Annotated in this window: 23 protein-coding genes and 2 pseudogenes; 15 read left to right on the forward strand and 10 right to left on the reverse strand. The window is 58.3% G+C overall.

Going from position 1 to position 26,043, the window contains the following annotated elements; genetic code table 11:
• Window positions 1-158: 158 nt before the first annotated feature.
• Window positions 159-1,369 (reverse strand): IS3 family transposase gene (locus DIE17_RS34850; RefSeq protein WP_124489792.1). Its coding sequence is split into 2 segments (ribosomal slippage): window positions 159-1,054 and window positions 1,054-1,369, totalling 1,212 coding nucleotides; the frame shifts between segments, so codons are not numbered across the junction.
• A 64-nt stretch (window positions 1,370-1,433) separates the two neighbouring features.
• On the opposite strand from DIE17_RS34850, the gene DIE17_RS34855 reads away from it, so the two are divergent.
• Window positions 1,434-2,596, forward strand: a protein-coding gene (locus tag DIE17_RS34855; protein WP_409364597.1) for an IS3 family transposase whose coding sequence is annotated in 2 segments (ribosomal slippage) — window positions 1,434-1,677 and window positions 1,677-2,596 — 1,164 coding nt in all. Because the reading frame shifts where the segments join, the coding sequence is not laid out codon by codon here.
• A gap of 36 nt (window positions 2,597-2,632) precedes the next feature.
• On the opposite strand, the gene DIE17_RS34860 is transcribed toward DIE17_RS34855, so the two are convergent.
• From DIE17_RS34860 to DIE17_RS34870, 3 genes and pseudogenes are all read right to left on the reverse strand, one after another.
• Entirely contained in the window at window positions 2,633-3,304 is a 672-nt protein-coding gene (locus DIE17_RS34860; RefSeq protein ID WP_221622482.1) for a PhzF family phenazine biosynthesis protein, read from the reverse strand.
• A 172-nt stretch (window positions 3,305-3,476) separates the two neighbouring features.
• Complete coding sequence (locus DIE17_RS34865; protein WP_124489795.1) at window positions 3,477-4,601, reverse strand: aminotransferase; 1,125 nt, start codon at window positions 4,599-4,601, stop codon at window positions 3,477-3,479.
• Window positions 4,602-4,686: 85 nt separating this feature from the next.
• Window positions 4,687-5,467 (reverse strand): annotated as a pseudogene (locus DIE17_RS34870) (transporter substrate-binding domain-containing protein).
• Window positions 5,468-5,548: 81 nt separating this feature from the next.
• Here DIE17_RS34870 and DIE17_RS34875 point away from each other — a divergent pair.
• The 6 genes from DIE17_RS34875 (at window position 5,549) to DIE17_RS34900 (ending at window position 11,037) form a co-directional block, all read left to right on the forward strand.
• Complete coding sequence (locus DIE17_RS34875) at window positions 5,549-5,857, forward strand: hypothetical protein (protein ID WP_124489796.1); 309 nt, start codon at window positions 5,549-5,551, stop codon at window positions 5,855-5,857.
• 76 nt (window positions 5,858-5,933) lie between these two features.
• Window positions 5,934-6,281 (forward strand): hypothetical protein, encoded by a 348-nt coding sequence (locus DIE17_RS34880; RefSeq protein WP_124489797.1) that lies wholly within the window; start codon window positions 5,934-5,936, stop codon window positions 6,279-6,281.
• A 392-nt stretch (window positions 6,282-6,673) separates the two neighbouring features.
• Window positions 6,674-7,333, forward strand: a complete 660-nt coding sequence (locus DIE17_RS34885; RefSeq protein ID WP_124489798.1) for a M20/M25/M40 family metallo-hydrolase — start codon at window positions 6,674-6,676, stop codon at window positions 7,331-7,333.
• Window positions 7,330-8,640, forward strand: a complete 1,311-nt coding sequence (locus DIE17_RS34890; protein ID WP_124489799.1) for an ArgE/DapE family deacylase — start codon at window positions 7,330-7,332, stop codon at window positions 8,638-8,640. The genes DIE17_RS34885 and DIE17_RS34890 overlap by 4 nt, the downstream gene beginning before the upstream one ends.
• Complete coding sequence (locus DIE17_RS34895) at window positions 8,637-9,722, forward strand: phosphotransferase (RefSeq protein ID WP_124489800.1); 1,086 nt, start codon at window positions 8,637-8,639, stop codon at window positions 9,720-9,722. The genes DIE17_RS34890 and DIE17_RS34895 overlap by 4 nt, the downstream gene beginning before the upstream one ends.
• Complete coding sequence (locus DIE17_RS34900) at window positions 9,709-11,037, forward strand: aspartate aminotransferase family protein (RefSeq protein ID WP_124489801.1); 1,329 nt, start codon at window positions 9,709-9,711, stop codon at window positions 11,035-11,037. Before DIE17_RS34895 ends, DIE17_RS34900 begins: the two co-directional genes overlap by 14 nt.
• A gap of 20 nt (window positions 11,038-11,057) precedes the next feature.
• Here DIE17_RS34900 and DIE17_RS34905 read toward each other — a convergent pair whose 3' ends face one another.
• Window positions 11,058-12,542 carry a PLP-dependent aminotransferase family protein gene (locus DIE17_RS34905; protein ID WP_124489802.1) on the reverse strand — a complete coding sequence of 495 codons (1,485 nt, stop codon included), beginning with the start codon at window positions 12,540-12,542 and terminating at the stop codon, window positions 11,058-11,060.
• A gap of 177 nt (window positions 12,543-12,719) precedes the next feature.
• Here DIE17_RS34905 and DIE17_RS34910 point away from each other — a divergent pair, with 177 nt between their 5' ends.
• Together DIE17_RS34910 and speB are read left to right on the forward strand one after the other, a co-directional pair.
• Window positions 12,720-14,030, forward strand: coding sequence for an MFS transporter (locus tag DIE17_RS34910; protein WP_124489803.1), 1,311 nt, complete (start codon window positions 12,720-12,722; stop codon window positions 14,028-14,030).
• Window positions 14,031-14,111: 81 nt separating this feature from the next.
• The gene (gene speB, locus DIE17_RS34915; protein ID WP_124489804.1) at window positions 14,112-15,158 is read left to right on the forward strand and encodes an agmatinase; all 1,047 of its coding nucleotides are present in this window, start codon (window positions 14,112-14,114) and stop codon (window positions 15,156-15,158) included.
• Between the two features lie 415 nt (window positions 15,159-15,573).
• Here the strand turns inward: speB and tnpC are convergent.
• The 3 genes and pseudogenes from tnpC to tnpA all read right to left on the reverse strand — a co-directional run.
• Window positions 15,574-16,329 (reverse strand): annotated as a pseudogene (gene tnpC / locus DIE17_RS34920) (IS66 family transposase); the annotation flags it as partial.
• Between the two features lie 113 nt (window positions 16,330-16,442).
• The gene (tnpB, locus tag DIE17_RS34925; RefSeq protein WP_036047966.1) at window positions 16,443-16,784 is read right to left on the reverse strand and encodes an IS66 family insertion sequence element accessory protein TnpB; all 342 of its coding nucleotides are present in this window, start codon (window positions 16,782-16,784) and stop codon (window positions 16,443-16,445) included.
• The gene (tnpA, locus tag DIE17_RS34930) at window positions 16,781-17,182 is read right to left on the reverse strand and encodes an IS66-like element accessory protein TnpA (RefSeq protein WP_185633865.1); all 402 of its coding nucleotides are present in this window, start codon (window positions 17,180-17,182) and stop codon (window positions 16,781-16,783) included. Before tnpA ends, tnpB begins: the two co-directional genes overlap by 4 nt.
• Before the next feature lie 274 nt (window positions 17,183-17,456).
• On the opposite strand from tnpA, the gene DIE17_RS34935 reads away from it, so the two are divergent.
• Window positions 17,457-17,750 (forward strand): integrase core domain-containing protein, encoded by a 294-nt coding sequence (locus DIE17_RS34935; RefSeq protein ID WP_124489806.1) that lies wholly within the window; start codon window positions 17,457-17,459, stop codon window positions 17,748-17,750.
• 301 nt (window positions 17,751-18,051) lie between these two features.
• Here the strand turns inward: DIE17_RS34935 and DIE17_RS34940 are convergent, their stop codons facing one another.
• Complete coding sequence (locus DIE17_RS34940; protein WP_124489886.1) at window positions 18,052-19,182, reverse strand: IS110 family transposase; 1,131 nt, start codon at window positions 19,180-19,182, stop codon at window positions 18,052-18,054.
• Between the two features lie 185 nt (window positions 19,183-19,367).
• Between DIE17_RS34940 and DIE17_RS38205 the strand changes: the two genes are divergently transcribed.
• Entirely contained in the window at window positions 19,368-19,553 is a 186-nt protein-coding gene (locus tag DIE17_RS38205; RefSeq protein WP_260430318.1) for a DUF746 domain-containing protein, read from the forward strand.
• 97 nt (window positions 19,554-19,650) lie between these two features.
• On the opposite strand, the gene DIE17_RS34950 is transcribed toward DIE17_RS38205, so the two are convergent.
• Window positions 19,651-20,604 (reverse strand): LysR family transcriptional regulator, encoded by a 954-nt coding sequence (locus DIE17_RS34950; protein ID WP_124489760.1) that lies wholly within the window; start codon window positions 20,602-20,604, stop codon window positions 19,651-19,653.
• A 202-nt stretch (window positions 20,605-20,806) separates the two neighbouring features.
• Between DIE17_RS34950 and DIE17_RS34955 the strand changes: the two genes are divergently transcribed.
• The 4 genes from DIE17_RS34955 (at window position 20,807) to ltaE (ending at window position 25,753) form a co-directional block, all read left to right on the forward strand.
• The gene (locus DIE17_RS34955; RefSeq protein ID WP_124489761.1) at window positions 20,807-22,123 is read left to right on the forward strand and encodes an MFS transporter; all 1,317 of its coding nucleotides are present in this window, start codon (window positions 20,807-20,809) and stop codon (window positions 22,121-22,123) included.
• Between the two features lie 144 nt (window positions 22,124-22,267).
• Complete coding sequence (locus DIE17_RS34960) at window positions 22,268-23,317, forward strand: porin (protein WP_124489762.1); 1,050 nt, start codon at window positions 22,268-22,270, stop codon at window positions 23,315-23,317.
• 190 nt (window positions 23,318-23,507) lie between these two features.
• Window positions 23,508-24,710 (forward strand): amidohydrolase, encoded by a 1,203-nt coding sequence (locus DIE17_RS34965; protein WP_124489763.1) that lies wholly within the window; start codon window positions 23,508-23,510, stop codon window positions 24,708-24,710.
• On the forward strand, window positions 24,707-25,753 hold the full coding sequence (gene ltaE / locus DIE17_RS34970) for a low-specificity L-threonine aldolase (protein WP_124489764.1): 1,047 nt from the start codon (window positions 24,707-24,709) through the stop codon (window positions 25,751-25,753). Before DIE17_RS34965 ends, ltaE begins: the two co-directional genes overlap by 4 nt.
• Window positions 25,754-26,043 lie beyond the last annotated feature (290 nt).

The following is a 26,043-nucleotide window of genomic DNA, read 5'->3' on the forward strand; positions in this document are numbered from 1 at the left end:
GCTTGCCGCTCATACTGACCTCCTCGGTTGCCGTAAATTATGGCTCGAAGATGTCTACGAAAGGCTGGCCGGTCCAGTTCAAGGTACCGAAACAGTCGTACACGGCAGAGTTCAAGTTGGCCGCCGTTGGAGTTGACCCTGTAATCCCGGACACAGCGTCACACTAAGGTTGCAGAATCCATTGAGCGCCGGAACTCGCGAGGCGAGCGGTACTTCAGCGCGCTATGGGGATGCTTCTCGTTGTAATGCTCGAACGCGATGGCCAAGTTGCGTGCAGCAGTCGCTGCGTCCGGCTTCGGCATGAAGGCAACGTAGTCGCGCTTCATTGTCTTCACGAAGCTCTCGGCCATCCCGTTACTTTGGGGGCTGCACACCGGCGTGGTCAATGGCTTCAGGCCGATGGCCGCTGCAAACCGGCGTGTATCGTCGGCCGTATAGCCCGAACCGTTGTCGCTCAGCCACTCGATTTCGGACGGTGTATGCAGCTCGTTGCCAAACCGATTTTCCACTGCAGCCAGCATCACGTCGCGCACGATGTCACCACTGTGGCCTGCCGTCGTGGCCGCCCAGCTCATGGCTTCCCGGTCGCAGCAGTCCAGCGCGAACGTCACGCGCAGCGGTTCGCCGTTGTCGCAGCGGAACTCGAAGCCGTCCGAACACCAACGCTGGTTGCTGCACGCCACGGCCACCTTGCCATCGTGCCGGCGTTGCTGCCGAGGCGGAGTCGGACGACGTTGCATCAGCAGACCATGCGTGCGCATGACGCGATAGATGCGCTTCGCATTGAACGGCACCTGTCCGGCGGCAACGCGTTCATTACGCAACGTGCCCCAGACGCGGCGATAGCCATAGCTGGGCAAATCGGCGACAACCCGGCGGATTTCTTCGACCACCACCGCATCGTCGGTCTGCCTGGATTGCCGCCCATCTCGCCATGTGGCCGGACGCGACAGTCGTGCCGAAACGTTCGAGCGCGACACGCCGAGAACTTCACAAACCAGTTTCACTGGTCGTCCTCCGGCAGCGAGGGCGAGTGCGCTATCCATTTTTTTGCTCGGCCATACTCGACTGCTTCGCGGAGAATCTCGTTCTCCATAGTTTTCTTGCCAAGCATCCGCTGCAGCTCACGAATCTGCTTGAGCGCGTCGGCCAGCTCTGAGGCCGGAACCACTTCCTCGCCAGCCTTGACCGCTGACAGGCTCCCATCCTGGTACAGCTTGCGCCAGTGGAACAGCTGGTTCGGGTTCACGCCGTGCTGCCGCGCGACCATCGAAACCGACTTCCCTGGTTCGAAACTCTCGCGAACCATCGCCAGCTTTTGCTCCGCCGTCCAGCGCCGCCGGCGCTCCGGGCCCGTCAACACTTCCATCACTTCCTGCCTGGTGTTAGTCAACAACACAGTCTTATGTCTACCCGTTATTGTAAGTGGGTGACTGTGTCCGGCGTTTCAGGGGGCTGCTCCAGCCGTACGGCGGGTCAAGGATGGCCAGGGAGTGGCCGTCGTGGCCCGCGAGCTGGGCATTTCTGAGCAGACGCTTCGCAACTGGGTGAAGGGTGAAGCGTCGGGCAAGCTCAACGGCGCCGGAGCGAAGCAGGTCACGCCGGAGCAGATGGAACTGTCGCGTCTGCGAGCGGAGAACAAGCGCCTGCAGATGGAGCTTGAGATCGCAAAAAAAGCGGCAGCATACTTCGCGAAGGACCTGCTGTGAGGTATGCCTGGATCGACCGGCAGGTCGGGCAATATCCGCTGTCGTCGTTGTGCCACGTGCTGTCGGTCAGCGTGAACGGTTATCGCGCGTGGAAGCGTGGCGGTAGACCGGGGCGAACGCGATTGACGGACACGCAATTGCTGACGCTGATCCGGAAGGTGCACGCCGAGGCCAAGGGCGCATACGGCTCGCCACGCATGACCAAGGAAATCCGTGATCGAGGCTTTCCAGTCAGCAAGGCGCGCGTGGAACGGCTGATGCGTGAGAACGGCATCCGGGCCCGGCACAAGCGCCGTTACCGAGCAACGACCGATTCGAAGCACAAGCTGCCGGTTGCGCCGAATCTGTTGAATCGGGAGTTCACGCCCGCCGAGCCGAGTCAGGTGTTCAGCTCGGACATCACGTACATCTGGACCGACGAGGGTTGGCTGTACCTGGCCGTGGTGCTCGACCTGTTTAACCGGGAGGTGGTTGGCTGGTCGATCAAGCCGCGCATGACGGCGGATCTCGTAACGGACGCGCTGACGATGGCTTGGTTCCGCCGCCGACCCGCGCTGGGCGCACTGTGCCAATCGGATCGGGGCAGTCAATACGCGAGTCACGAGTTCCAACGCAAACTGGCCGCCTACGGCATGCGCTGCTCGATGAGCCGCAAGGGAAATTGTTGGGACAACGCCCCGACGGAAAGCTTCTTTAACAGCTTGAAGAACGAACGGGTTCATGCCACGCGCTACCGGACGCATCAGGACGCGAAGGTCGATCTGTTCGAATACATCGAAGTGTTTTACAACCGCAGTCGTCGTCATTCGTCGCTCGGCTTTGTTTCTCCGGAGCGGTTCCTTCGGGACTGGATCAAAGCTCAGCAGACCAAGGACGCCGCGGCATAACTCGGGACCGTTGGAAGGCGAAATACCGAGGGAACCTCAAAGCCTATCGATCCCCAACTGCGCTGACCAATACGGAACGAGCGTTGCGTGGATAGACCCCGTCACAGGATCTTCGGGAAAACCGGCGCCGGGCGCGAAATAACGGGACACGAAATGAGCCTTTGCATTCTCGGCCTCCCGTCCCGTAATGACAAGCCCGACCGGGCCAAGCCGGGAAATTGCGAGTAAATTTGGAACAAATGTGCGAACAGCATCAGCGCTGCCGAGGTCCACGAAAAAATTCTCGAAATTCCGAAAAATTCGAACGGGAGGGACGTCGAAAATGTCGGCAATTTCCTCTGGAAGCGCAGTCAACATTTCCGGTGAGAATCGTGGAATGTCTAGCCGGTATCCTACCGGACTTTTTGATACCTTCAACTCACCGACACGGGTATGAAAGATGACTGGAGCGCTCTCTTTCATTGTGGTCAATAATACGTGTGCTGTTGCAAGAGTGGCATGTCCACAAAAGTCGACTTCGTGCGCCGGAGCAAACCAGCGCAAGTCCCACGCCCCATCGAGCCGTGCCTTGACAAAAGCAGTTTCAGCTAGATTGTTCTCTGCGGCGATCGACCGCATGATCTCGTTCGGAAGCCAGTCATCGACCACGAGGACGGCGACGGGGTTTCCTGTGAAGAGTCGATCGGTGAATGCATCAACCTGATACATGCGCATGGTATGGGGTGGGCGACCGCTTACAAGCATTTGAAGAAAATGAGTGGAGATGCATGACGCGTGCGGAGTAGCCCCACTGCGGAGCGGCGCTATTCTCGCGTCGCTCCGCAGCGTGGGAGATCGGTTCACGCGACGGTGGTGTCGGTTCTGGCGATCGAAGAGGCAATTAGTTAACTTTCTTGCGCAGGAAGTCGGACACGCGCGCGAGCCCTTGCTCCAAGACAGTCTGATTATTGGCGTAGCCGATCCGCACATAACCCTCCATATCGAACGCACTGCCTGGCGTAAACATTACACCCGTTGCGTCGAGCAGCTCGGTACAAAATTCACGGGATGGCATGTCGACTGCGAATTTGAGCAGTGCAGTCGTTCCGGACTTCGGCTTGATCCACGAAACCAGCGGCTCACGTTTGACCCACGCTTCTACAATGGCGAGGTTGGTACGTACGATGTCGAGATTGCGCTTCAGGATAGCGTCTCGATGCTCGAGCGCAAGCGTCGCGAAGTAGTCGTCGATCATGCCGACGCTGATCGTGTTGTAATCGCGATGAACGGCGACCGCGTGAATTAGCTCCTCTGGACCGGCGATCCAGCCCAAGCGCAGTCCAGCGAGTGAGTAAGTCTTCGACATGCTCGCCGTACTGATGCCTCGCTCGTAAAGATCGGCGATCGACGGGCTATAGCCGCTGCCGACCTGATCGGTTCCTCGATAGACTTCGTCGCATAGCAAGTACGCACCGCAGCGGCGTGCGATTTCGATGATCTTGCCGAGGAACGCTTCGTCCATCAGCGAGCCGGTCGGATTATTCGGGTTGTTGATCGCGATGAGACGCGTCTTGTCATCGACGAGCGACTCGAGTTCCTTGAGATCTGGCAGGAATGCGTTTTCCTCGCGAAGCTTCAGAATCTTCACGTTTGCTCCGTAGCTTTCCGGAATCGAATAGTGCTGCTGGTAGGTCGGCAGCACGGAAATCACGGTATCATTCGGTTCGACCAGTGTTTCGTAGATGAGGGCGTTACCGCCGATCGCGCCGTGAGTTACGATCACGTTCGATGGCGACTGACGCGAGTAAGTGGCGGCAATGGCTTCGCGCAGCCGTTGCGTGCCTTCGATCGCACCGTATGTCAGTTTCATCGGCCGCAACTCGTCGAGCACGGATGCTTGACGGCCAGTTATCGTGAGCAGTTCATCGACTGTCAGAGATTCGACGCAAGTCTCTGCGAGGTTATACGTGGCATGGTCCTCGTATTGATCCATCCAGCGCTCGACGACAAATTCCTTGATCTTCATGTCTGTACCTTCGGTGAGGGTTGAGCGGCCACACTCCGGCCGCATGCAGGGTAAATCGATGCTTGCGTAGACTTCGTCGTGACGCTCACTTGGTGATGCGGTCGCGGTTGAAGTATTGAATTGAAAGCTTGCTCAGTGTCCTATCTGCCTTCAGTTGCGCCAAGGCGTTGGAAACGCGGTTTCGTAAAGCTGCGTCTTGCTTTCTGAATGCCCAGCCAACGCCCTTTCCGACGGTCACCGGATCCGGGAGCGGTGCGCCGACAATCGCAAAGTCGCGCCCCTGTGGCTTATCGAGGAAACCGTCCCGTGCTGTCATACTCCTGAACGGAACCATCAAGGCGGCCTGCGGCTAGGTCGGCATAGACCTGATTTTGGTCCGAATACTCGACGATCTCGACGCCGTACGACTTCCAGTTGCGCTGGACGACGTCATCTTGAACCGCCCCTTGAAGTATGCCAATGCGCTTACCCCTCAGTGCGTAATGGGTGGGAAGGAGTCCAGAGTTCTTGCGTGCGATGAGGACCATCGGAACGACATAGATTGCGGGAGTGAAGTCGACAATTTGCTCCCGCTTGCCGGTGATGTTCATGGCCGAATTGACCAGATCAAACTTCCGGGCTTGCAGAGCCGGTAGCAGACCGTCAAAGACATTTTCCACCCAGACGCATTTGACCTGCATTTTCACGCTGACTGCATTGCCGGTGTCGATATCAAAACCCTGTAGCTGCCCGGCAGCCGTTTTGCTTTCGAACGGAGGGTAAGCGGCGTCGATGCCAATTCTGAGCATTGCACTATTGCCTGCGAATACATGTCCAACCGCTCCCACGGAAAGAGCGATGGCACAAACTAGATGCTTCATTTTCATACCAGGTCCGATGATGAAGGAGAACGGGGCCGTATCCCGATACCGGTCTACAGGCGTACCTCGCGCCTCGAGCTGAGGTAGATGACTTATCCGATGGGGGCAACTTGGCTAAGTATCGCCTCTATAAAACAAAATGTCTATAGTAGACAGAAAATCTATGATAATGAGTGGAGAGGAGTGTCCCGAAATCAGCCGCTGGGTGCTGAATTGAACAATTTGCCGTTCGTGGTAGATGAGGCGCGGTTTTGCGCCGTACTGCAGACGCTGGATACGCGTGGCGCGCTCGCGCGGATGTTTCGTTCTCGGGCAAACGGTCGCGCCATGCCGCCGCCGCAGGGGCTGACGCTTTTTCCTGATAACGAAGGCGATTTCATTACGTACCTTGGCTGATGAGTAAGCATTTGGCGCGAATCTCCCCCCTCTGTGCCGACCCGTTCCGGCCCAATCGTTACCGCGTGGACCGCTCATGTCGATAAAGACTGGGCATCCTCTGATGCGGTGTGACTCGGGTTTGCTGACCGTTGAACGTACCGCTGGTGCGACGGCACTGGCGGTCGAACACCTTGCGCAGCCCGAATCGGACGGTTTTGCCTTGATCGGGAACGGCGCATTGGGCTTCGCCCATCTGCGTCATCTCGCCAGCGGGCGCGCATGGAAGACCGTTCGGGTGTATTCGCCGGAGTTCTCCGCTGACGAAGTCAGGCGCGATTTGGTGAAATCGATCGATCCGCGAGTCGTCGTTATAGATAAGCTCAATGCATGCGCGACGCGGACGTTGCGTCGCTCTGCACGTCGTCCGGCAAGCCAATACTGACTGAGGGCATGCTGACGCGCCCAGAATACGCACGTCTGGAAGACAACTGCTGAAGCTCTGGACGACTACCTGAAATCTGTTCAAAAATTTTTTGTTGCGACGACCGGTGGAATCTGCCAACGGGGGACTACGTCGAAGTGACCGGGCTGGAGTGGATCGTCTGGTACAGCAATCATCCGCTGATGAAGCCGCTCGGCTATATCCTACTGCTGAACTAATGCTGGTAACTCATAAATTCCGCTGACTTGCCTGCATTAAAAAGCAAGCAGCTTCCACGATTCCCTTGTCGTTCATGACCGTCCATAAGAAAAACATCAAAGTGGCTATACAGGATCATTCGGAAAAAAAATAATATTAGATCCTCTTTGAGTGTACAGATACGCGGAGCGGACATGCAGTTGAAAGCCATTGGAGACCGTTTTCGGGAGCACCTGATGTGCCTCGGGCAAATTGACGAAGCGGGAAATGAGGAAGCGCGCCGACTTGCGTTGTCTGGTCTGGACAAGGAGGGGCGCACGCTGGTGATGGGCTGGATGCGCGATACCGGCACGATCGACAGGCTCGACCAGATGGGCGACATCTCCGGGGGGGCGGCTGGCCGGAACGACAGCCTACCGCCAATCATTACGTGCAGCCATATCGATACTCAGCCTTCAGGTGGCAAGTTCGATGGCTGCTGCGGGGTGATGGCAGGCCTTGAGGTCGTTCAGTCGCTGGTCGATGCCGGTGTCAAGACCGAAGCTCCGTTTGAGGTTGCGATCTGGGCTAGCGGGAAGGCCGCCCGCTTCGTCCCGGCGATGATACGCTCGGCTGTGTTCTGCGGTGACATTCCGCTCGAACATGCATGGTCCGCGAAGGACGCTCGCGGTATCACCGTCAAGGGAGAACTGGACCGTTTTCGCGACGTATGTGACCAACAGATCGGCCAGCGTCACGTCGGCGCCTACCTGGAGGCGCACGTCGAGCAAGTGCCGGTGCTGGATAGAGAGGACATCGTGATTGGCGTTGTCACCGGTGTGGTATTCGTAACGGCCGCAGGAGGTGCGGCATGACCGACAACGAGTCCCAACTGACCGAAAAGGTGAAGGAAGACCTTTGTGCCGCCGTCGATGCCGGTTTTGATGCCCAGGTGGAGTTGCTGGCGAACCTGGTGAAGATCCCGTCCCAGCGTGGTGAAGAGTGTCGGGCCCAGGCCTTTATGGCGGACGTTTATCGACAGCGTGGCTATGACGTGGACTCCTGGACGATCGATGTCGACGAGATTCGCGAGCTGCCGGGCTTCTCGCCGGTTGCCGTGTCCTATGACGAGGCGATCAATGTGGTCGGCGCGCATCGGAGCCGCGCGGGCACGGGGCGTTCGCTGATCATGAATGGTCACATCGACGTCGTGCCGGTGGGGCCGGAGAACCGCTGGACAAAAGACCCGTACGGTGCCGAGATCGTGAATGGCTGGATGTACGGACGTGGCGCCGGAGACATGAAGGCTGGGTTGCTGGCCTGTGTCGCTGCCATGGATGCCTTGAGCCGCATCGGCTTGCAACCGGCAGCGGATGTGTACCTGCAATCCGTAGTGGAGGAAGAGTGTACCGGTAACGGCGCATTGGCTTGCCTTGCCCGAGGATATCGTGCGGACGCCGCCTTTATTCCAGAGCCGCTTGACCCCAAACTTTTGCGGGCTCAGGTCGGTCCGATCTGGTTCCAGGTGCAGGTCGAGGGCGATCCACAGCACGCTTCGGCGGCTTTCTCCGGTGGCGGCGCCAACGCGATTGAGAAAGCGATGTATCTGATCGGATGCCTGAAGACGCTGGAAACGCACTGGAATGACTGCAAGGTGCACCACAAGCACTTTTGCAACCATCCGCACCCCATCCGCTTCAACTTGGGCAAGATCGCCGGTGGCGATTGGCCGTCCAGTGTGCCGGCCTGGTGCAATTTTGACATGCGCGTGGCCGTCTACCCTGGACAAGGCTTGGCCGACAAGCGCGCCGAGATCGAAGCCTTCATCGCGGAGGCCGCGGCAGCGGATGAATTCCTACGGGATCACCCGCCGCGCGTCATCTATCACGGCTTCATGGCAGACGGTTATGCACTGGAAAACGCCGAAGAGGTTGAGGCGGTGTTGCGCCACGCGCATGAGTCGGTATTTCATGAACCGTTGCTCGAACATGCGACGTCCGCCGCGACCGATGCACGGTTCTTCGGACTGTATGCCGACACACCGGCCATCGTCTACGGACCTCGTTGCCGCATGCCGCACGGCTATGATGAATCCGTCGATCTGGCGTCTCTCAAACAGGTAACGAAGACGCTCGCGCTTTTCATCGCAGGTTGGTGTGGTCTCGAGGAAAAACAGCAATGAATAACGAGAACCTCGCATTCCTGGCAGATGAAGTACTCAATACGCGAGTTGAAAAATGGAGCCTTGAACAGGTCCAGGCGCTTGCCTTCGACGTATTCGGCGTTGCCGGTGAGATTACGCCATTGACGGGCGAGCGGGACCAGAATTTCCAACTGAAAACTGGCGACGGCGTCGACTATCTGCTCAAGGTGACCCATCCGGCAGAAGCGCGTGAAGTCACGATGTTTCAGACGAAAGTGCAGGAGCGCCTGATGGCAGCCACAAACGCGCTACCGGTGCCGCACATCGTTCGTACCAAGGACGGACAACCGATCTATTGGCATAAGGATTCAACCGGTGCAACTCATGCCGTCCGGCTCATGACGTTCCTGCCGGGCGTGCCGCTCTACAAGGTGGATCGCAGTTCCGCCCAACGCTTTGCGCTCGGCCGCGCCTTGGCTCAGTTCGACATGGCGTTGACGGGTTTCGACATTGTGCAGCCTTATAAGACGTTCCTGTGGGACACACAGCGGGCCGATCAACTCCGTGGACTGCTGTCGTTCATCGAAGACGAAACGCACCGTGAGCTCGCGAGGCGTCTGATGGATCGCTTCGAGCACGAGGTCAGGCCGCAGCTAGCAAGCCTGCGGCGGCAGGTGATTCACAATGACTTGAATGCCTACAACGTCATGGTTGACTCGACGTGCCACAACAAGGTCACCGGCATCCTGGACTTCGGCGACATCGTTATTGGCCCATTGGTATTCGACGTGGGCGTCGCGGCGGCTTATCAACTGGCCCCGACCGGCAATCCGCTGGTCACTGCATCCGAGTTCGTTGCCGGATACCACGCGACCAACCCGCTGACCGACGAGGAGATCTGCCTGCTGCCGGACCTGATCGCGACGCGATTGCTGACGACCGTAGCGATCACCGGGTGGCGTGCAACGCTGCATCCGGAAAACCGCGAATACATCCTGCGCAACAACCCTCTGTCGTGGGATGGACTGCTGCGTATGTCGACGATTTCGAGAAATGAGACTGTCGGCACGATCCGTCGTGCCATTGCAACGCTTGAGGAGTGGAAGAATGTCTATGGATAAAGCGATGCTCAATGCGTTCGACCCGAGCAAGATCGAGGGCCTGGACGCCAATGAGAAGAAGATGATCGAGCGTCGCTGCAAAGTGCTCGGCCCGTCGTACCGCCTGTTCTACGAGCGCCCTGTGCAGTTCGTCCGCGGAAAGGGAGTACGCCTCTACGACAAGGCCGGTAACGAGTATCTGGACGCGTACAACAACGTCGCATCGGTCGGGCATGCCCACCCCCGCGTGGTTGCCGCCATCGCAGAGCAGGCCGCGACGCTGAACACACATACCCGCTATCTGCACGACGGCATTCTCAACTATGCAGATCGTCTGTTGGCAACCTTTCCGGCCGAGCTGTCGCAGGTGATGTTCACTTGTACAGGCAGTGAGGCAAATGATCTTGCGTTGCGCGTTGCTCGCCGTCACACTGGCGGCTCAGGGATCATCGTCACCAAGCTGGCATATCACGGCGTTACGGCATCTGTTTCGGCAGTCTCTCCATCACTTGGCGCCGCCGTACCGTTAGGCATCGACGTCCGTACCGTCTTGGCGCCCGATGCCTACCGAGAGCCGAATGACGACTTGGCGACAACGCTGGCTGAGCGCGTTCAGGCAGGAGTGGACGATCTGAAGCGTCACGGCATCAAGCCGGCTGCGTTGCTGGTGGACACGATCTTCTCCAGCGACGGCGTGTTCAGCCACCCCATTGGCATGCTGTCGAAAGCGGTCGAGGTCATTCGCAAGGCCGGCGGTGTATTCATCGCGGACGAGGTGCAAGCAGGCTTCGGTCGCACGGGCTCTGCCATGTGGGGTTTCCAGCGTCACTCGGTGGTGCCAGATATCGTCACGATGGGTAAGCCAATGGGCAATGGTCACCCGATCGCTGCAATGGTCGCCAAGCCTGAAGTGATCAAGGTGTTTGGCGAGGAAGCCCGATACTTCAACACCTTTGGCGGCAATCCGGTGTCGTGTGCGGCCGCGATGGCCACGCTCGATGTACTTCAAACCGAGGGGTTGCTAGAGAACGCTGAGAGGGCGGGCGAGTGCTTGCGCGCCGGATTCCGTGAGCTCGCGCAACAGTACGACATCATTGGTGATGTACGCGGTGATGGCCTGTTCATTGGCGTCGAGCTGGTGAAGGATCGCACCACGAAGGCATCGGCGCGCGAAGAAACGACCTGGTTCGTCAACGCTATGCGCGAGGAGCGAGTGCTGATCAGCGCGACCGGCCTGCATGGTAACGTATTGAAGATTCGCCCGCCGCTGGCTTTTACGCCGGCCGATGCTGACATTCTGCTCGATGCGGCGGCCCGGGTACTGGCACGCCGCTGATCCACGGTGAAGCCGCCCACCTAGCGGTGCGGCGGCTTTGAAGCAATTTCGATGGCCTGAGCAAGCTTTTTCACGCCGGGGCCAATCGCTTCCATCGACACGCCGCCGAAACCGAGCACGATGGCGTTTCGGTAAGATGAGGAGGCGTCAGAGACGAGCCGCGGTTTGCCGAGAATCAGCCCCAGACGAGTGGCTTCATCTCGCAAACGCTGAATTTGGACTTCTTTGCCGAGGCGTCCAAATACGTGCAGACCCGATTTAGCACTGGAAAGCGTCAGTGTATCGCCAATTTCTTGCTCGATGGCGTCGCGCATCAGCCGTTGCCGTGCCGCATATTCCACCCGCATGCGGCGAATGTGTTGCGACAGATGGCCTTCGGAAATGAGATCTGCAAGTGCCGCTTGGGTGTGAAGTTGCCCTGGTCGGTATATCTCGACGCAAGCAGCAGAGAAGCTAGGCGCGAGATGCTGCGGCACGACCATGTAGCTCATGCGCATGCCCGGGAAAGTGGCCTTGCTGAACGTTCCCAGGTAGATGACGTGGCCATCCGTATCGAGCCCCTGCAGGGAAGGCAACGGCGCACCGTCATAGCGAAACTCGCTGTCGTAATCGTCCTCCAGAATCCAGAGTCCCAACTTGCGAGCGCGCTCGAGCAGTTCCAGGCGCCGGCTCAAAGGCATGACGACCCCCGTCGGATATTGATGCGACGGACTCACCGCGGCCAGTCGGGTGCGTTTGGATAGCTTGCTGGCGCGCAGGCTGGCGCCTTGCTCGTCAAGGACGAGCGGATCCACATGCAATCCGGCTGCCGTGAGCACCGACGGAAACGCCCAGTGGCAAGGGTTCTCGACCAGCGCGCGATCTCCAACGTCTGCCAGTAGGCGTGCGCACAGGTCAATCGATTGGTGCGTTCCCGACGTAATGATGACCTGACCGGGTTCGCAGACGACCGATCGTGAAATGCCCAGATAGTTGGCAATGGCCTCGCGCAACGGCAGATAGCCAGCCCCCTCCATCGCGTACCCGGATAGCGGCAAATTGGCGCGTGCAATATGCCGCGTCAGCAGCCGCTTCCAGATATGAAAGGGAAACATCGTTGCGTCAGCGACTCCCGGCACGAATGCGCCGGCGTGGTACGGAATGCCGCCAGGACCTTTGGCCAACTTCTCGCCACGCCGAGATAGCGAGGTCCATGGCCTCGCAGGAGCAGCCTGATCGGGAGCCGCTCGGGGCATCGCGCCCGTCTGGGCGACAAACGTACCGCTACCACTTGTTGCCGTCAGATACGACTCAGTGACAAGCCGATCGTAGGCGAGCGAAACGGTGATTCGCGAGATGCCTAATTCCAAAGCGAGCTGACGAGACGACGGGATCTTTTGGCCAGGAACGAGCGTGTGATCGAGCACGGCACGACGCACGATTTCGTAGATTTGACGCTGTAGTGAGTGGACAGATTCGCGCGAAAGCACACTCGACAGCAAGTCAGAGAGCAGCACCTCTTTCATGGGGAAGTGGACTTAAAACTGGTATTTTGGTGGCTATATAAGTTATAGCCATCCACTGCTATCGTCAACGCTAGAAATGGTCACGTTGCTTACGCTTGTGAACTTTTCAATAGTGCTGGCACCCAGGAGACCAGTTGCAGACCAACTGATCTGACTGGTTAGAAATCAGGGGCGTTAATGAACAAGACAGAGCATCAACCCTTCCGAGCGGCACTTGCTGCATTCTTCGGAACAATGATCGAGTGGTACGACTTTTACTGTTACGGCACCGCCGCCACCCTTGTATTTGGCGATGTGTTTTTTGCAACCGGCGATCCATTGATGGGGACGCTTGCGTCACTAGGAACCTTCGCTGTCGGGTTTGTCGCACGGCCGTTCGGCGCGCTGATCTTCGGTCACCTGGGTGACAAAATCGGGCGAAAGCGAAGTCTAATCATCACCCTGGTGCTGATGGGTACCGCGACGACGCTCATTGGGCTGATCCCGAGCTATCACTCCATTGGTATTAGTGCCGCCGCCATTCTGGTGCTTCTGCGCCTGGTACAGGGCATCGCCGTCGGCGGTGAGTGGGGCGGGGCGGTACTGATCGCCAGCGAGCATGCGCCGGAGAAGTGGCGCACGATCATCGCTTCTGCACCTCAGTATGGAAGCCCGGTTGGCCTGATTCTGGCGACGCTGATCTTCCGAGTAGTGTCGGGATTGCCGCAATCGGATTACCAATCGTGGGGTTGGCGCATTCCGTTCCTGATCAGCGGCGCTCTGGTGATCGTTGCATTCATCATTCGTCGCAACGTCAATGAGAGCCCTGAGCTTGAGCGTCGCAAGGCCGAAGGCAAGATCAGCGATGTTGCCCCGGTGCGCTTGGTGTTTCGCAATCACAAGAAAGCACTGTTCCTGGGTATCGCGTTCTGCATGCTTGGTATCTCTGGCTTCTATTTCGTCACGACGCTAATGATTACGTTCACGACGACCTATCTGAAAGTCTCCAAACCGGACATTCTGGACATCATTGCCTGGACGGGCGTGGTCGAGCTCGTGAGCTTTCCGATTGGCTCCTACATTGCTCATCGGATCGGCGAGCGCAAGTTTCTGATGTTCATCACGGGCGCCGCGACGCTGTGGGCGTTGCCGATGATGCAACTCGTCAGCACTGGCAACGTCGGCAACATCTCTATCGCAATTCTGATTGCGACAGCATTCATCGGCGGATACTACGCCGTGCTGTCGGCCTATCTGCCGCGGGTGTTTCCGGTCGAGATGCGCTACACGGGCATTTCCCTGAGCTTCCAGCTCTGCGGTGCGGTCTTCGGTGGTACGACGCCGCTGATTGGCCTGTGGGTTGCCAAATCGTTCGGCGCGCAATGGCTGCCGCTGGGCCTCATGTTCCTGGTCATCACCGGTGCAACGTTCCTGGCCGCCGTTTTTTTGCCCAACAAGGAAAGTGTGCGTTCGGGCGAGGTGGAGGCGCGGTCGCTGCATTCCGTGTAATGCAAGTCGAGGGCTCGGCCCGCTCACGCGTGTCGGGCCAGTTTCATTTTGTATTGAGATCAATAGCGTTCAGGAAGACACATGGCATTTGATAAAGAGAAGCTGCAGGTACTTCGCGAGAAGTTTGGTGGAGACAACGAGAGCGTCATCTATGACGAGCATTTTCGAGCAGTAGCAGCCACTGTCATCGACGAGCACGGTACCCGCGATGCTCCGTGGGCAGGCATCCCGACGTTCCTGGATACGCCATATCGCCAGATGGACTGGGACACACCGGACCTGACTGAGCTCGACGTTGCATTGCTCGGCGTGCCGATGGACCTGGGCGTCAGCAATCGCAACGGCGCAAAGTTTGGCCCGCGCGCGCTTCGCATCATTGAGCGCATCGGACCGTATAACCATGTGCTGAAGTCGCTGCCGACCAAGAGCATGCGTGTGGAGGACGTGGGCGATGTTCCTTTCCGTTCGCGCTTCGACCTGGCGACATGTCACGATGATATCGAGCGTACGATTGCCAGCATCATCGCTGCTGGCGTGATTCCGGTGTCCATTGGCGGCGATCACTCTGTTACGCTGCCGATCCTGCGTGCCATCGCCAGAAATGGACCGGTGGGGCTGGTGCACGTGGATGCGCACTGCGACACTGGCGGTCCGTTCGACGGATGCAAGTTCCACCACGGTGGCCCGTTTAGGCACACAGTACTGGAAGGGCTGGTCGATCCGGAGCGCACGGTGCAGATCGGCATTCGCGGTTCCGCCGAATACCACTGGGAGTTCTCGTACGCGTCGGGCATGACGGTCATCCACGCCGAGGACATCGATCGGCTCGGGGTTGACGGCGTCATTGCCAAGGCCCGCGAAGTTGTGGGTGACCTGCCGGTTTACGTCACGTACGACATCGACAGTCTGGATCCCGCGTTCGCACCGGGGACCGGCACGCCGGAAGTCGGTGGGATGACGGTGCGGGAAGCGCAGTCGATTCTGCGCGGTCTCGCGGGAATCAACATCGTCGGTGGTGACGTTGTCGAGGTCGCGCCGCAATATGACGCGACAACTAACACCGCACACGCGGGTGCCCAGATTCTGTTCGAGATTCTCAGTCTCGTGCATGCGAAAGCGCAGGGATAAATCAACCGCTTGATGGGGGCTATCCGGTCACGCCGCTCGCGGCGTGACATTTCCTTGAACGGTATTCTGTGAGGCCCCCATCCGTAAGATTTTGTCACCGCGACTTCGATTCACGAGTGGACAATTGACTCGCTTTTGCCAAAGGAGGATGCCAGACAAACCTTGCCTTTGTGTGGCGGCCGGCTCAGTCGACCGCACACGAACTCCTGCGCATTGCAGGCACTGCATATCAATGCGAATGCACTGCGCGGCCCTCCCGTGAAATCTCACCTCTGAGCCTCGTTGCGTCAGAGTGGGTTCAATCCTTTGCCGCTTGTTCGCTCAATCTGCATCATGATGCCACGCAAACGCACATCGCATGTAAGCACTCAATCAGCACCGTAGCGTAGGTCGTCGACGACGGGGAGTCGCGATACTATCGGATGGGCGCGACATGAGCAGTAGACGGCAGCGACAGAGCCACGTTCCACGGCAGCAGTTCGTCGATGCTGTTGATCGGATGGTCAGCAATGCGCTCGAGCACGTAGGCGAGATACGCCTCGGGATCGAGGCCATTCAGGCGTGCCGTGCCGATCAGGCTATACATCGCGGCGGGACGTTCGCCACCGGAGTCGGCGCCGGCGAACAAGTAGTTGCGCCTCCCGATCGCGACGCCACGCAGCGCCCGCTCGGCGATCAGGTTGTCGATCTCCACCTGCCCGTCGCTGCAGTAATAGACCAGTGCCGACCAGCGATTCATCGCATACCGAAGTGCCTTGGTCGTGTCGGATTTCGCAGAGAGCGTGGCGAGCGTCGCTTCGAACCAGAGCTTCATGTCGTCGAGCAACGGCACCGCTTGTGCCTGACGTACTCTGCGTCGTTCATCGGGCGGTTTGCCGCGGATCTGCTCTTCGGTCTTGTAGAGCGCGCCGATCCTGTGCAGTGCCTCTTCGGTTACGGCATTGGGACGCACCGCATGCAGGTCGTGGATTTTCCGGCGAGCGTGGGCCATACATGCAGCTTCCTGGACGCGACTGTCGAGATACAGCTCGGCGTAACCAGCGAACGCGTCGGCCTGCAGCACGCCAGCGAAGTGCGCGAGATGCTGCTGGGGATGTTCACCACGTCGATCCGGCGTGTAGGTGAACCAGACCGCCGCGGGCTCCTCGGAAGCGCTTGACCGGTCATCGCGCTGGCGACCATCGCCTTCAGCGCTTCAATGTCGTCGGGGAGATCGGTGGGAGCAGCGGACATGCGGTGAGCTTACACGACGCCACCGACAAGCTCTCCACGCGTAATGAACGTTTACAATGCGCTTCGCGGGCGTACCGCATCGATCGGCTGCCGCCAATCGAAACCTTCGAGCAAGAGCGCGAGCTGAGCGGTCGTCAGCGCAACAACACCGGCATCGGCGCGCGGCCACGCGAAACGTCCTTTCTCGAGGCGCTTCGAGAGCAGGCACAGGCCACCGTCGCACCACCACAAGCACTTCAGCAAGTCGCCGCGCTTACCCCGGAACACGAACACGTGCCCGCTGTAGGGATCCTTCTCCAGCACGGTTTGTACCTTCGCGGCCAACGAGTTGAAGCCGGAACGCATGTCCGTGACGCCCGCCGCGATCCAGATTCGCGTGTTCGGCGGGATCACTTCAGACAGTCTCGCAAATACTGTTCGGCGAACTCCTGCGACACACCGCGGATACGGATACGTCGTTTGCCGACCTCGATCTCGATTTCACAGCCTGGCGGCATCGCCGGGCTCGCCGACACGTCCGGCGTTTGCGGCAGAGCGCGATGTGGGATGTCCTTCGCAGGCAGATCGACCACATCAACCGGTAGCAGCGCGATGTTTGGTACCGACGATGCAGGTTGCGTATCGAGTAAGCTTCTTCGCCACTGCGCGACCATATTGGCGTTCAAGCCGTGCGCACGCGCTACCTCGGCAATCGAGCGGTTCGGATCGTTCGCTTCGGCAGCAACCGCTTCCCGAAACTCCTTCGTGTAGTTCCTCGATCCGGGTCGTCTTCCATGCACCACTGGCTTCATCAATCTGATTCCCATTACATCTGATGGGAATCAGATTGCCGGTGCCGTGCCCTCATGAACAGACGGTACGTGTCGAGCGCTTACCATCGCATCGTAGGACTTCAGCGCTCAAAATATTGCTCGCGAGCAAAACGACTCGGCAACGCTAGGGATCATATGTAGCTGCCGCTCCTCCGCTGGGAGGACTGGCTCCCGCCGGATCGGCCTCCATCATGAAGCGTACGTTGACGCCGCAATCCAGGAGCACAACGTTTCAAACTCATGAGGCGATCGGATGAAATACGAACGGATGATTCTTGAGGAGCAATCTCCGGGAGAGCTGGGCTACGACAAGGTCAAATACAACCTCTCCGAGAGCTACATCGCAGACAGACGTTCCAGCGATTTCGACGTCAAGCTCGACGATCTCGTCTTGTTGTACGGTGAGCGCCGCGGCGGCCACGCCCGGCGCTCCATCGGCGAATACATCGATCTGTACAACCGGAATCGGCCCCATTCGAGCCTGAAGGATCAGACGCCGGACGAGGCATACTTCGCGACGCTGCCTGCGATCAAATCGGCAGCATGATTGCCTCGGACGTTCCACTGATATGACTTTCCGTGTCAAGTACGCTCGGTTTTCAAGCTCTTTCAATAGGTTTCCGAATTTCCTGAGGGCGACGTAGCAGTAATGCTCGACGGTGGATCACACTGACATACGCGGGTTGGTTACCGCATTACAGAGTTCCGTCTCATGAGCCTGCCGCTTTCTTAAAACGCAAGTCGGGGACTGCCCGTTGCGAAGTGGAAACGCGGATTGCTCGAATACCGGGCTACGCCGCCTTCAGGAAACTTCCTGCACGATCAGTTCATCGCTTATCCATATCACGTCATGCGGACTGCACGCCATGCGGTAATGCAAGCGCCATCGCGAGTCGGGCGATGTCCCAGATGAAACCGGCCAATTCGCGAGCAACGGCAACAACCGCGATGTTGGCATTCTTGCCGCGGGCCACGAGCTTGCGATATCTCCGACACAGCCGCAACTGTGCATCCCACGCCCGTTCGATAATCTCTTTGGGGAGCCCTTCGTGACGCCGCTGAATCTCCGGCGCGACGCGTGCCATGTGCCGGTAGCTCCAGGCAGCTTCCACCAGCAGCTTGCGGGCATAACTGTTGCCAGTCTTGGTGATGCTGCCCTGACGCCGCTTACTGCCCGACGAATGCTCCGAGGGTGTCACACCAAGCCACGCCATGAGTTGACGTGGATGCGTGAAGCGCGACAGGTCTCCCAATTCTGAAACCATGCCGACCGCCGTAACAAACTGCACTCCGCGCATCGCCTGCAGAGCCAGCACCACTGGGTAAAAGCGCCAGCTGACGACTGCATCGCGCAACGCCGTCTCCAGTCGTCCACACTGCACGAGCCGATCCTCGATCGTGCGTTTATGCTCTTCAAATGCAAGTTGTTGCCATGCGTTAGCGAACGAATACTCGCAAAGCCAGCGCCGGTGCGATTCACTCCAGTTCGCGCGGCCCGTATAACCTACGCCGTGTGCAAGTAGAAACGACTTCAGGCGCTGCCGGGCTTGCCGCAAATCCTCTTTGACTGCTGCCCATGCTCGAGCCAGATCCCGAAAGGCTTCGTCTTCGACATCTGGCACGTACACGGCCGACAGGTCGCCCGCGCGAAGAGAGCGCACGAGCTTCGCGGCGTCGCGTCGGTCCGTCTTGACTCGCTCGCCGGGCTTCTTGGGAATCAGCGATGGCGCACAGACCATACTTTCGAACCCGCGCTGCACCAGCTGCCGATATAGCCCGTAGCCGCACGGACCAGCCTCATAAACCACACGCACGTGCGACGCCTTTGATTGCAGCCGCTTGCACAGCCGATCGATCTCCGTTTGGGTTGTGCCGATCTTGCCAAGCGATTCGACTTCGCCTGCGTCGATTGCATACGCGACCGTAATCGATTCTTTATGCACATCCAACCCAACGTACACCGTGCTATCGTCCTTCATGCTGGCCTCCGTGGTGGAAATCGCCGGGTGTGGTCCTGTCCACACCGTGCGGCTCTGGCAGCGATGCTAACCCGCGTTTGCTTCCCCACGCCAGGCCAGCCCCCGCCTCACGGAAAGTCATACTGCCTTAAAAATCTCAGAATACTGTCCGAACGAGCAGAGCCACCTCTGTCGGGGCCGATCTCGTGTTTCAAGGACGGCGAGCGGACGAGCAGCGTGGCTTGCATGCGTGGCTGTTACAGCTCAATCCGAGGGGGACATGGGAGCAGCGGGTCCGGCTCGGCGGTCGGTCGTCCGAACTCAATTCCGCACCGTTGGTATTCGACGAGATCGGCGCAGGCGAAGGTTTCACATTGACAGCCCGCCTATGAGCGAGTTCGACGAAGTGATTTCGCCCAGCCACCCGCTGGCGGCGCGCGGGTGGCGACAGTCGCAAGACTCGCGTCAACGAGCACCTGAACGGTGGATTCAGAACGACAAAGTCAACAGATCGAACAGCTTTCTGTCTTTCTCGGCCGCTGAGCGAGAACGCTGTCTTATGACATCGCGCAGGCAATCCACGAAGCACTTCGAAGCTGACTTACGTATCGCGTTGCGTCGAGTGATGATGTTGAGGTGATTCGCATCGAAGCGTTCCGCCAACGGCAATGCCTGAAGACTGCTGCCGATCGGTTCGATGACGAGATAGGGTTGTGGGCAGTAACCGAGCATGTTGCCATGCTCTACCAGTTCAAACATCAATGAGCTCGAGTGGGCGCAATGAATGTGTTCGGACTCGATCGTCGCGCCGTGGCGCCAGAAAAGATTGCGCATCATCGACGAATAGGTGGCTGGCGTGTAATTGACCACCCAGTTCTGATCGAGAAGTTGGTGAATCGACGTCCTGTCCGCACAGGGATGGCCATGTCGTGCAATGACGCACGAATGGTAGTCAAGCAACGGCTCGCACTCGAACTCCTGAACCGACATAGTTGCGGAAAGCGGCCCGACCATAACGTCGATGATGCCGTCGCGCAGCCTGGGTAATGCGACGGCCGTCAGACTTTCGAAAATCTCCAACTGTACACCGGGCGTGCGCTCTCTGAAGCGTAATACCAATTCCGCCAAGAAGGTCGGGATGATCCATGGAGCGACACTGACCACCAGACGCCCGGAAACGTCACCGCGCAATTCCGCAAGTTCGGCGTCGACCTGTTCGAACTGCCCGAGAATCAACCGCGCGTGTCGCAGGATTTTGTGACCTGCCTCGGTGAACTCGACACCACTCGCCGTGCGTTGCAGAAGGGTCAATTGCTGCTGGCTTTCCAACTCTCTCAAGGCCTTGCTGACAGCGGTCTGCGACAACCGGGTCAGGCGCGCTGCGCCGCGGATACTTCCGGTATCGGCGACTGCGACCAGTGCCTGTAACTGATGAAGCTTCATGGGACGCCAAAAAGGTTATGAGGGAAAACTATAGGTTGTCACGTCAACCCGATTGAGACTGTACGCTACTGTTTCGTCTACTTATGATTTTTTTCAAGCCCGTGTTCAGAAAATTGAACCTGAGACTTAGCCGCCGGAGCGGCGGATCACATGGCAGGCCACAGATCGCTACCGGCTCGACAATAAATCGGAGGAAATGGTAATGCAAATGCTGTCGACGCCACGTCCGGCGATGATAAAGCGAGTGATCCTGGCATCGGTAATTGGGAACGCATTCGAATGGTTCGATTTCGTGATTTACGGCGTGTTTGCCACGACCATCGCACGTCTGTACTTTCCCACGGCCAACACGCTCGCTTCTTTATCGCTGATGCTTGCCACGTTTGGAGTGGGTTTCCTAGTCAGACCATTGGGCGGTGTCGTGCTGGGCGTGTATGGAGATCGTGTTGGCAGGCGCAAGGCACTGTCGCTCACCATCAGTCTGATGGCGCTGGGAACCGGCATGATTGGACTGATGCCGACTTATGCCGCTATTGGCATAGGTGCGCCGATTCTGATTATGGTGGCGCGGATAATTCAGGGGATCTCCGCGGGCGCCGAGTTTAGCGTCGCCACGACGATGCTGGTGGAGTTTGCGCCGGCGAACCGCCGCGGCTTCTTCGGCAGTTTCCAGATGTGTGCGCAGGCGCTGGCAACTTCGTGCGGTGCTGCGGTTGCCTGGTTGCTGTCCGCGCATCTGGATGGCGCGCAGTTCGAAGCGTGGGGCTGGCGTTTGCCGTTCCTGTTCGGCATGCTGGTCGGGCCAGTGGGGTGGCTGATCCGCTCGACGGTCGACGAGTCGCCTGAGTTCCTCGCACACGTCCGCGCCACTGCCCGCGACGGTAGACCGGTCCGCCACATGTCGCTGAAACACCTGATTGCGAATCACAAGCGTTCCGTCCTCTCCGGTATCGGATTTTGCGTGGTGGGTACAGTTTCTGCGTTCGTCTTCAATTTTTTCGTGCCAATCTTTGCGAAACAACAGCTCGGCATTTCCGCGGCTAACGCTAGCTACAGTACGTTTATCAGCACGGCAATCGTGGTGGTTCTCTGTCCACTGACCGGACATCTGTCCGACAGGGTCGGGCGCGTGGCAGTACTTCAGATAGGGGTGGTGGGCTACGGCCTAACCGCTTGGTTCCTGTTCCATCGATTCGTTGCCGCTCCATCTTTTCAAACCTTGCTGGAACTGCAAATCGGAGTAGCGATTTTCATGGGTTTTATTTGGGGGCCCGCGCCGATTGTCTTGGCCGAGATTTTTCCGGTAGAAGTCAGGGCGACTGGCACGGCACTCGTCTACAACGTTTCCGTCATGATCTTTGGAGGTGCCGCGCCCTTCATCAATACGTGGCTGGTGAACGCGACGGGAAGCAATCTGGCACCGATCTACTACGTCACGCTCAGCGCAGTGATCGGATTTTTCGGGGTTTGCCTGCTACCAAAACGCGTCGGCACAGGTACTGTTGCACGCACTGTCTGACAACGGATCTTTAAGAGCGTTAATGGAATAAATGAACTAACAATCTGATTTGCATAATTAGTAATGCGGTAAATAATTGCAATTATGTATTCAAAGTAAAGATATGGAGGAGATGTGAGGAATAAGATTTTGTTTGGAATTTTAATGCAAGCTATTTGTGCATGCTCGTTTGCCCAGTCTTCCATGACGATTTACGGAAGTCTCGACGGCGGTCTGACCTATGTCAACAACATGGGTGGACATTCAAACGTGATGCTCCAAGACGGAATCAGCAAAAACAACGCCGTCGGTTTTGCGGGTGTTGATTACCTCGGAGGTGGTCTATCCGCACTATTCAAACTAGAAAACGGTTATTCTGTTGGTACCGGCGCTCTCGGACAGGGTGGGCTTCTGTTCGGCAAGCAGGCTTATCTGGGCCTTCGCCGCGACGATGTTGGCCAAGTGACACTAGGGCGGCAATATGACTTCACGATCCTTCTGGATCGTTATATGTCGTGCTTCAACTGCGGGATATACAGCGTCGAGAACTCCGATATCGATCGTGTGGCCGGAGAGCGCCTGAATAACTCAGTGCAATTCCAGAGCGCGAATCTCAAGGGGTTCACATACGGCGCGATGTATGCATTCGGTCAGAATGCCGCCGCGTTGACGACTAATGCCGGTCGAGCGTACAGCGCCAATCTGACATATACGAATGGCCAGTTCTCTGTGGTCGCAGTTCTGACGGATATCAACGGCGCACCGATGCGGGCAGGCAGTCTGGGGGCACCTACCGTCCTAGGTGTCAAGGTGAAGAGCGGTTCGACACTGACACTTGACAATCAGCGTATCGCTGCCGTTGGAGCGTACTACCAGCTTGGCGCGTGGACTCCCTCGCTGGTCTATTCGAATACGCGTCTGAAACTCGGCTCGGTGACTTCGACCGACCAAATCCTGCGTTTCGGCACGACCTATCAGATGTCGCCGTTCATCCAGCTGGACGCCCAGTTATCGGCCGACCGGTTCGAACAATCGCACTGGTACACGGTCAATTGTGCCGTCGACTACTTCCTGTCGAAACGAACGGATGTCTATATCGAACTCGCTGGCCAGCGAGCGACGGGAGCGGGAGCCGTCGCGTCGATCTTCCTGACGGCGTCGTCGTCGACCAGTAACCAGTTTCTGGCTCGGGTCGGCATGAAACATCTTTTCTAACGTATTGCCATTGGCGGCAATTCCTTTGCGACCGCGTTCGATTGCTGAGGAGAGGTGGTTTGCGCGTAGATTTCATTCTGTGAGGAAATTTGATGGCTACCGTGCAGTATCCGGCAATAACGAAGCCGGGCTCAAGAAAATACGGAAACGATACGTTGACCGTTACCGTCCGCGACATCGAGGTGAAGCGATGAGCGGCCCACTTGCTATTGCCAGACAGAGCATCGATGAAATTATCGCCATTCGTCATGATATTCATGCTCATCCAGAACTCGGTTTCGAGGAGACGCGCACGGCGGCGCTAATCGCAGGGAAGCTGAGGAAATGGGGCGTCGAAGTTACGGAGGGAATCGCGGGAACCGGCGTGGTCGGAACCATTCGTGGTCGGCGAGCCGGCACGCGCTCCATCGGATTGCGAGCCGACATGGATGCATTGGCCGTGTGCGAAGCAAATACGTTTGCTCACGCGTCCACGAGGCATGGTGTGATGCACGCTTGCGGACACGACGGACATTCCGCCATGCTGCTCGGCGCCGCCCAAGTACTGGCGGCCAATCCCGACTTTGCAGGCACGGTCAATCTGATTTTTCAACCGGCGGAAGAAGGGCGCGGCGGTGCCCTTGCGATGATCGAGAGTGGCCTGTTTGAGCGCTTCCCATGTGATCGTATTTTCGGAATGCACACCTACCCGGGTCTACCGGTAGGTACGTTCGGCATCCGCAAACACGAAATGATGGCGGCATCGGGCCGCTTCGAGGTGCGCTTCACTGGCTCGGGCGGGCACGGCGGTGCAAGTCCGCATACGTCTGTCGATCTGGGAATCGTAGCCGCTCATTTCCTGTTCGGTCTGCAGACCCTTGTTGCCCGTAACGTGCCTCCGCTGGAGCTGGCAATAATTAGTGTCGGAAACATTACGGCGGGGGATCCGAACGCGTTGAACGTGATTCCCCCGGAATTGCGGATCGGTGGAACGATGCGTGCATTTACGCGCGGCGTTCAGCGGTTGCTCGAGACACGTATCGCTGAGCTTGCCGAGTCCTTTGCGCAGTCCGAGGGCGCCAAAGCGGCTACAAAATGCTGGTGGCTATCCGAACCCCTTATCAACGATCCGGATGCTACCGACAACGTGATCGCCGCTGCGGTCGACCTCGTGGGTGCGAAATCAGTGAACGGTGATCTGCCGCGCGTTACCGCTGGAGAGGACTTTGCATCGATGCTGCGCATGCGGCCAGGTGCTTATATTTTGCTCGGCAACGGCCGGCATGGCGGTGACGGCGGCGGCAATGTTCATACGCCTCATTACGATTTTAATGACGAGGCTCTCCCGTTCGGCATTGGTTACTGGCTGTCCGTGGTCAATGTTGAGCTTGATGGAAGGCTGGGAACCGTATGAGCGAGATTGTCGATTTACGCAGTGATACCGTAACGCGGCCTACGCCCGACATGTACGACGCTATGATGCGTGCTCCTGTTGGCGACGATACCTACCGCGAGGATCCGACGGTCAACGTGCTTCAGGAGCGTGTCGCCGCCATGCTGGGTTTCGAGGAGGCGATGTTTGTGCCGACAGGCACGCAAAGCAACCTGTGCGCGATTCTTGCACACTGCGGACGGGGCGACGAGTACATCGTCGGACACAACGCCCACTGCTATCGGTGGGAGGGAGGAGGCGCCGCCGTATTCGGCGGCGTGCAGCCCCAGCCGATCGAACATGCGCCGGACGGGACGCTCCCGCTTGAGAAGATCGCCGGGGAGATCAAGCCCGCCAACGAGCACTTCGCCACGACCCGGCTGCTGACGTTGGAGAACACTCTGGGTGGTCGGGTAATGCCACGGGACTATGTGAACGCGGCAGTAAGTCTTGCCGCGGCATATGGTCTCGCCACTCATCTCGACGGCGCGCGCCTTTTCAATGCCGCAATTGCGCAGACGACGGCGACTGGGGTCTCGCCGGCCATCGAAGCATATAGGATCGCCGGACGTTTCGATTCGGTTTCCGTATGTTTCAGCAAAGGGCTGGGCGCGCCGGCGGGGAGCATGCTATGCGGTAGCGCCGAGTTTATCGGCCGGGCTAGGCGCATTCGCAAAATCGCGGGAGGGGCGATGCGTCAGGCTGGTGTGCTCGCGGCAGCGGCCCTCTACGCGCTCGATCACAACATCGAACGGCTCGCTGAGGATCATCGGCGAGCGAAGTTACTCGCAACCGGACTTTCCGCCGTCGCCGAGATTCAGGTTGATGCGACGGAAACCAATGTCGTATTTCTCGAATTGAGTGAGGGCGCACGTGGCCGCCTCGACGAGTTGGTAAATTATCTCAGGCATCGCGGGATTCTAGTTGCCAGTCACTATCGGCTGCGGCTCGTCACACATATGGATGTCGACGACAAAGGTGTATGGCGCGCGGTCGCTGCGATTCGCGAATTTTTTGAGCGATAGGGTGCCGCGTGACATAGCATCGCTGCATGGCGTTGATTCGTCCAACGATGTCATTTCCAACTGGAAGCGAATCGATGCGTGTGCATTGGACGTTGCGACGCCGCAAAATGAATCCGGTTGCCAATTCGATGAACGGGTTGGCAGCATGACTCATTGGCGTGTCACGTGAGCCGGCGCGCGGAGATATCAGATGACAGCCGACCTGCTTCAGTGCATCGCACCTTGTCTTGCCCGGTAGATTTGTGGGTCCTGATGGATTCCTAGGCTGTCGCTCGGGCACCAGCGGTCAT

Source organism: Burkholderia sp. Bp9099 (assembly GCF_003857805.1).
Taxonomy (GTDB): Bacteria; Pseudomonadota; Gammaproteobacteria; order Burkholderiales; family Burkholderiaceae; genus Burkholderia.

What these genes read in the sequence shown, in the direction of transcription:
- DIE17_RS34900 (WP_124489801.1), top strand. Translation starts at nt 9,709, where the DNA reads ATGTCTATGGATAAAGCGATGCTCAATGCGTTCGACCCGAGCAAGATC.
- DIE17_RS34935 (WP_124489806.1), top strand. Translation starts at nt 17,457, where the DNA reads ATGAAATACGAACGGATGATTCTTGAGGAGCAATCTCCGGGAGAGCTG.
- ltaE (WP_124489764.1), top strand. Translation starts at nt 24,707, where the DNA reads ATGAGCGAGATTGTCGATTTACGCAGTGATACCGTAACGCGGCCTACG.
- DIE17_RS34960 (WP_124489762.1), top strand. Translation starts at nt 22,268, where the DNA reads ATGCAAGCTATTTGTGCATGCTCGTTTGCCCAGTCTTCCATGACGATT.
- DIE17_RS34950 (WP_124489760.1), bottom strand. Translation starts at nt 20,604, where the DNA reads ATGAAGCTTCATCAGTTACAGGCACTGGTCGCAGTCGCCGATACCGGA.
- DIE17_RS34875 (WP_124489796.1), top strand. Translation starts at nt 5,549, where the DNA reads ATGACTTATCCGATGGGGGCAACTTGGCTAAGTATCGCCTCTATAAAA.
- DIE17_RS34880 (WP_124489797.1), top strand. Translation starts at nt 5,934, where the DNA reads ATGTCGATAAAGACTGGGCATCCTCTGATGCGGTGTGACTCGGGTTTG.
- tnpA (WP_185633865.1), bottom strand. Translation starts at nt 17,182, where the DNA reads ATGAAGCCAGTGGTGCATGGAAGACGACCCGGATCGAGGAACTACACG.
- DIE17_RS34885 (WP_124489798.1), top strand. Translation starts at nt 6,674, where the DNA reads ATGCAGTTGAAAGCCATTGGAGACCGTTTTCGGGAGCACCTGATGTGC.
- DIE17_RS34910 (WP_124489803.1), top strand. Translation starts at nt 12,720, where the DNA reads ATGAACAAGACAGAGCATCAACCCTTCCGAGCGGCACTTGCTGCATTC.
- DIE17_RS34865 (WP_124489795.1), bottom strand. Translation starts at nt 4,601, where the DNA reads ATGAAGATCAAGGAATTTGTCGTCGAGCGCTGGATGGATCAATACGAG.
- DIE17_RS34890 (WP_124489799.1), top strand. Translation starts at nt 7,330, where the DNA reads ATGACCGACAACGAGTCCCAACTGACCGAAAAGGTGAAGGAAGACCTT.
- DIE17_RS34860 (WP_221622482.1), bottom strand. Translation starts at nt 3,304, where the DNA reads ATGTATCAGGTTGATGCATTCACCGATCGACTCTTCACAGGAAACCCC.
- DIE17_RS34955 (WP_124489761.1), top strand. Translation starts at nt 20,807, where the DNA reads ATGCAAATGCTGTCGACGCCACGTCCGGCGATGATAAAGCGAGTGATC.
- DIE17_RS34940 (WP_124489886.1), bottom strand. Translation starts at nt 19,182, where the DNA reads ATGAAGGACGATAGCACGGTGTACGTTGGGTTGGATGTGCATAAAGAA.
- DIE17_RS34895 (WP_124489800.1), top strand. Translation starts at nt 8,637, where the DNA reads ATGAATAACGAGAACCTCGCATTCCTGGCAGATGAAGTACTCAATACG.
- DIE17_RS34965 (WP_124489763.1), top strand. Translation starts at nt 23,508, where the DNA reads ATGAGCGGCCCACTTGCTATTGCCAGACAGAGCATCGATGAAATTATC.
- speB (WP_124489804.1), top strand. Translation starts at nt 14,112, where the DNA reads ATGGCATTTGATAAAGAGAAGCTGCAGGTACTTCGCGAGAAGTTTGGT.
- DIE17_RS34905 (WP_124489802.1), bottom strand. Translation starts at nt 12,542, where the DNA reads ATGAAAGAGGTGCTGCTCTCTGACTTGCTGTCGAGTGTGCTTTCGCGC.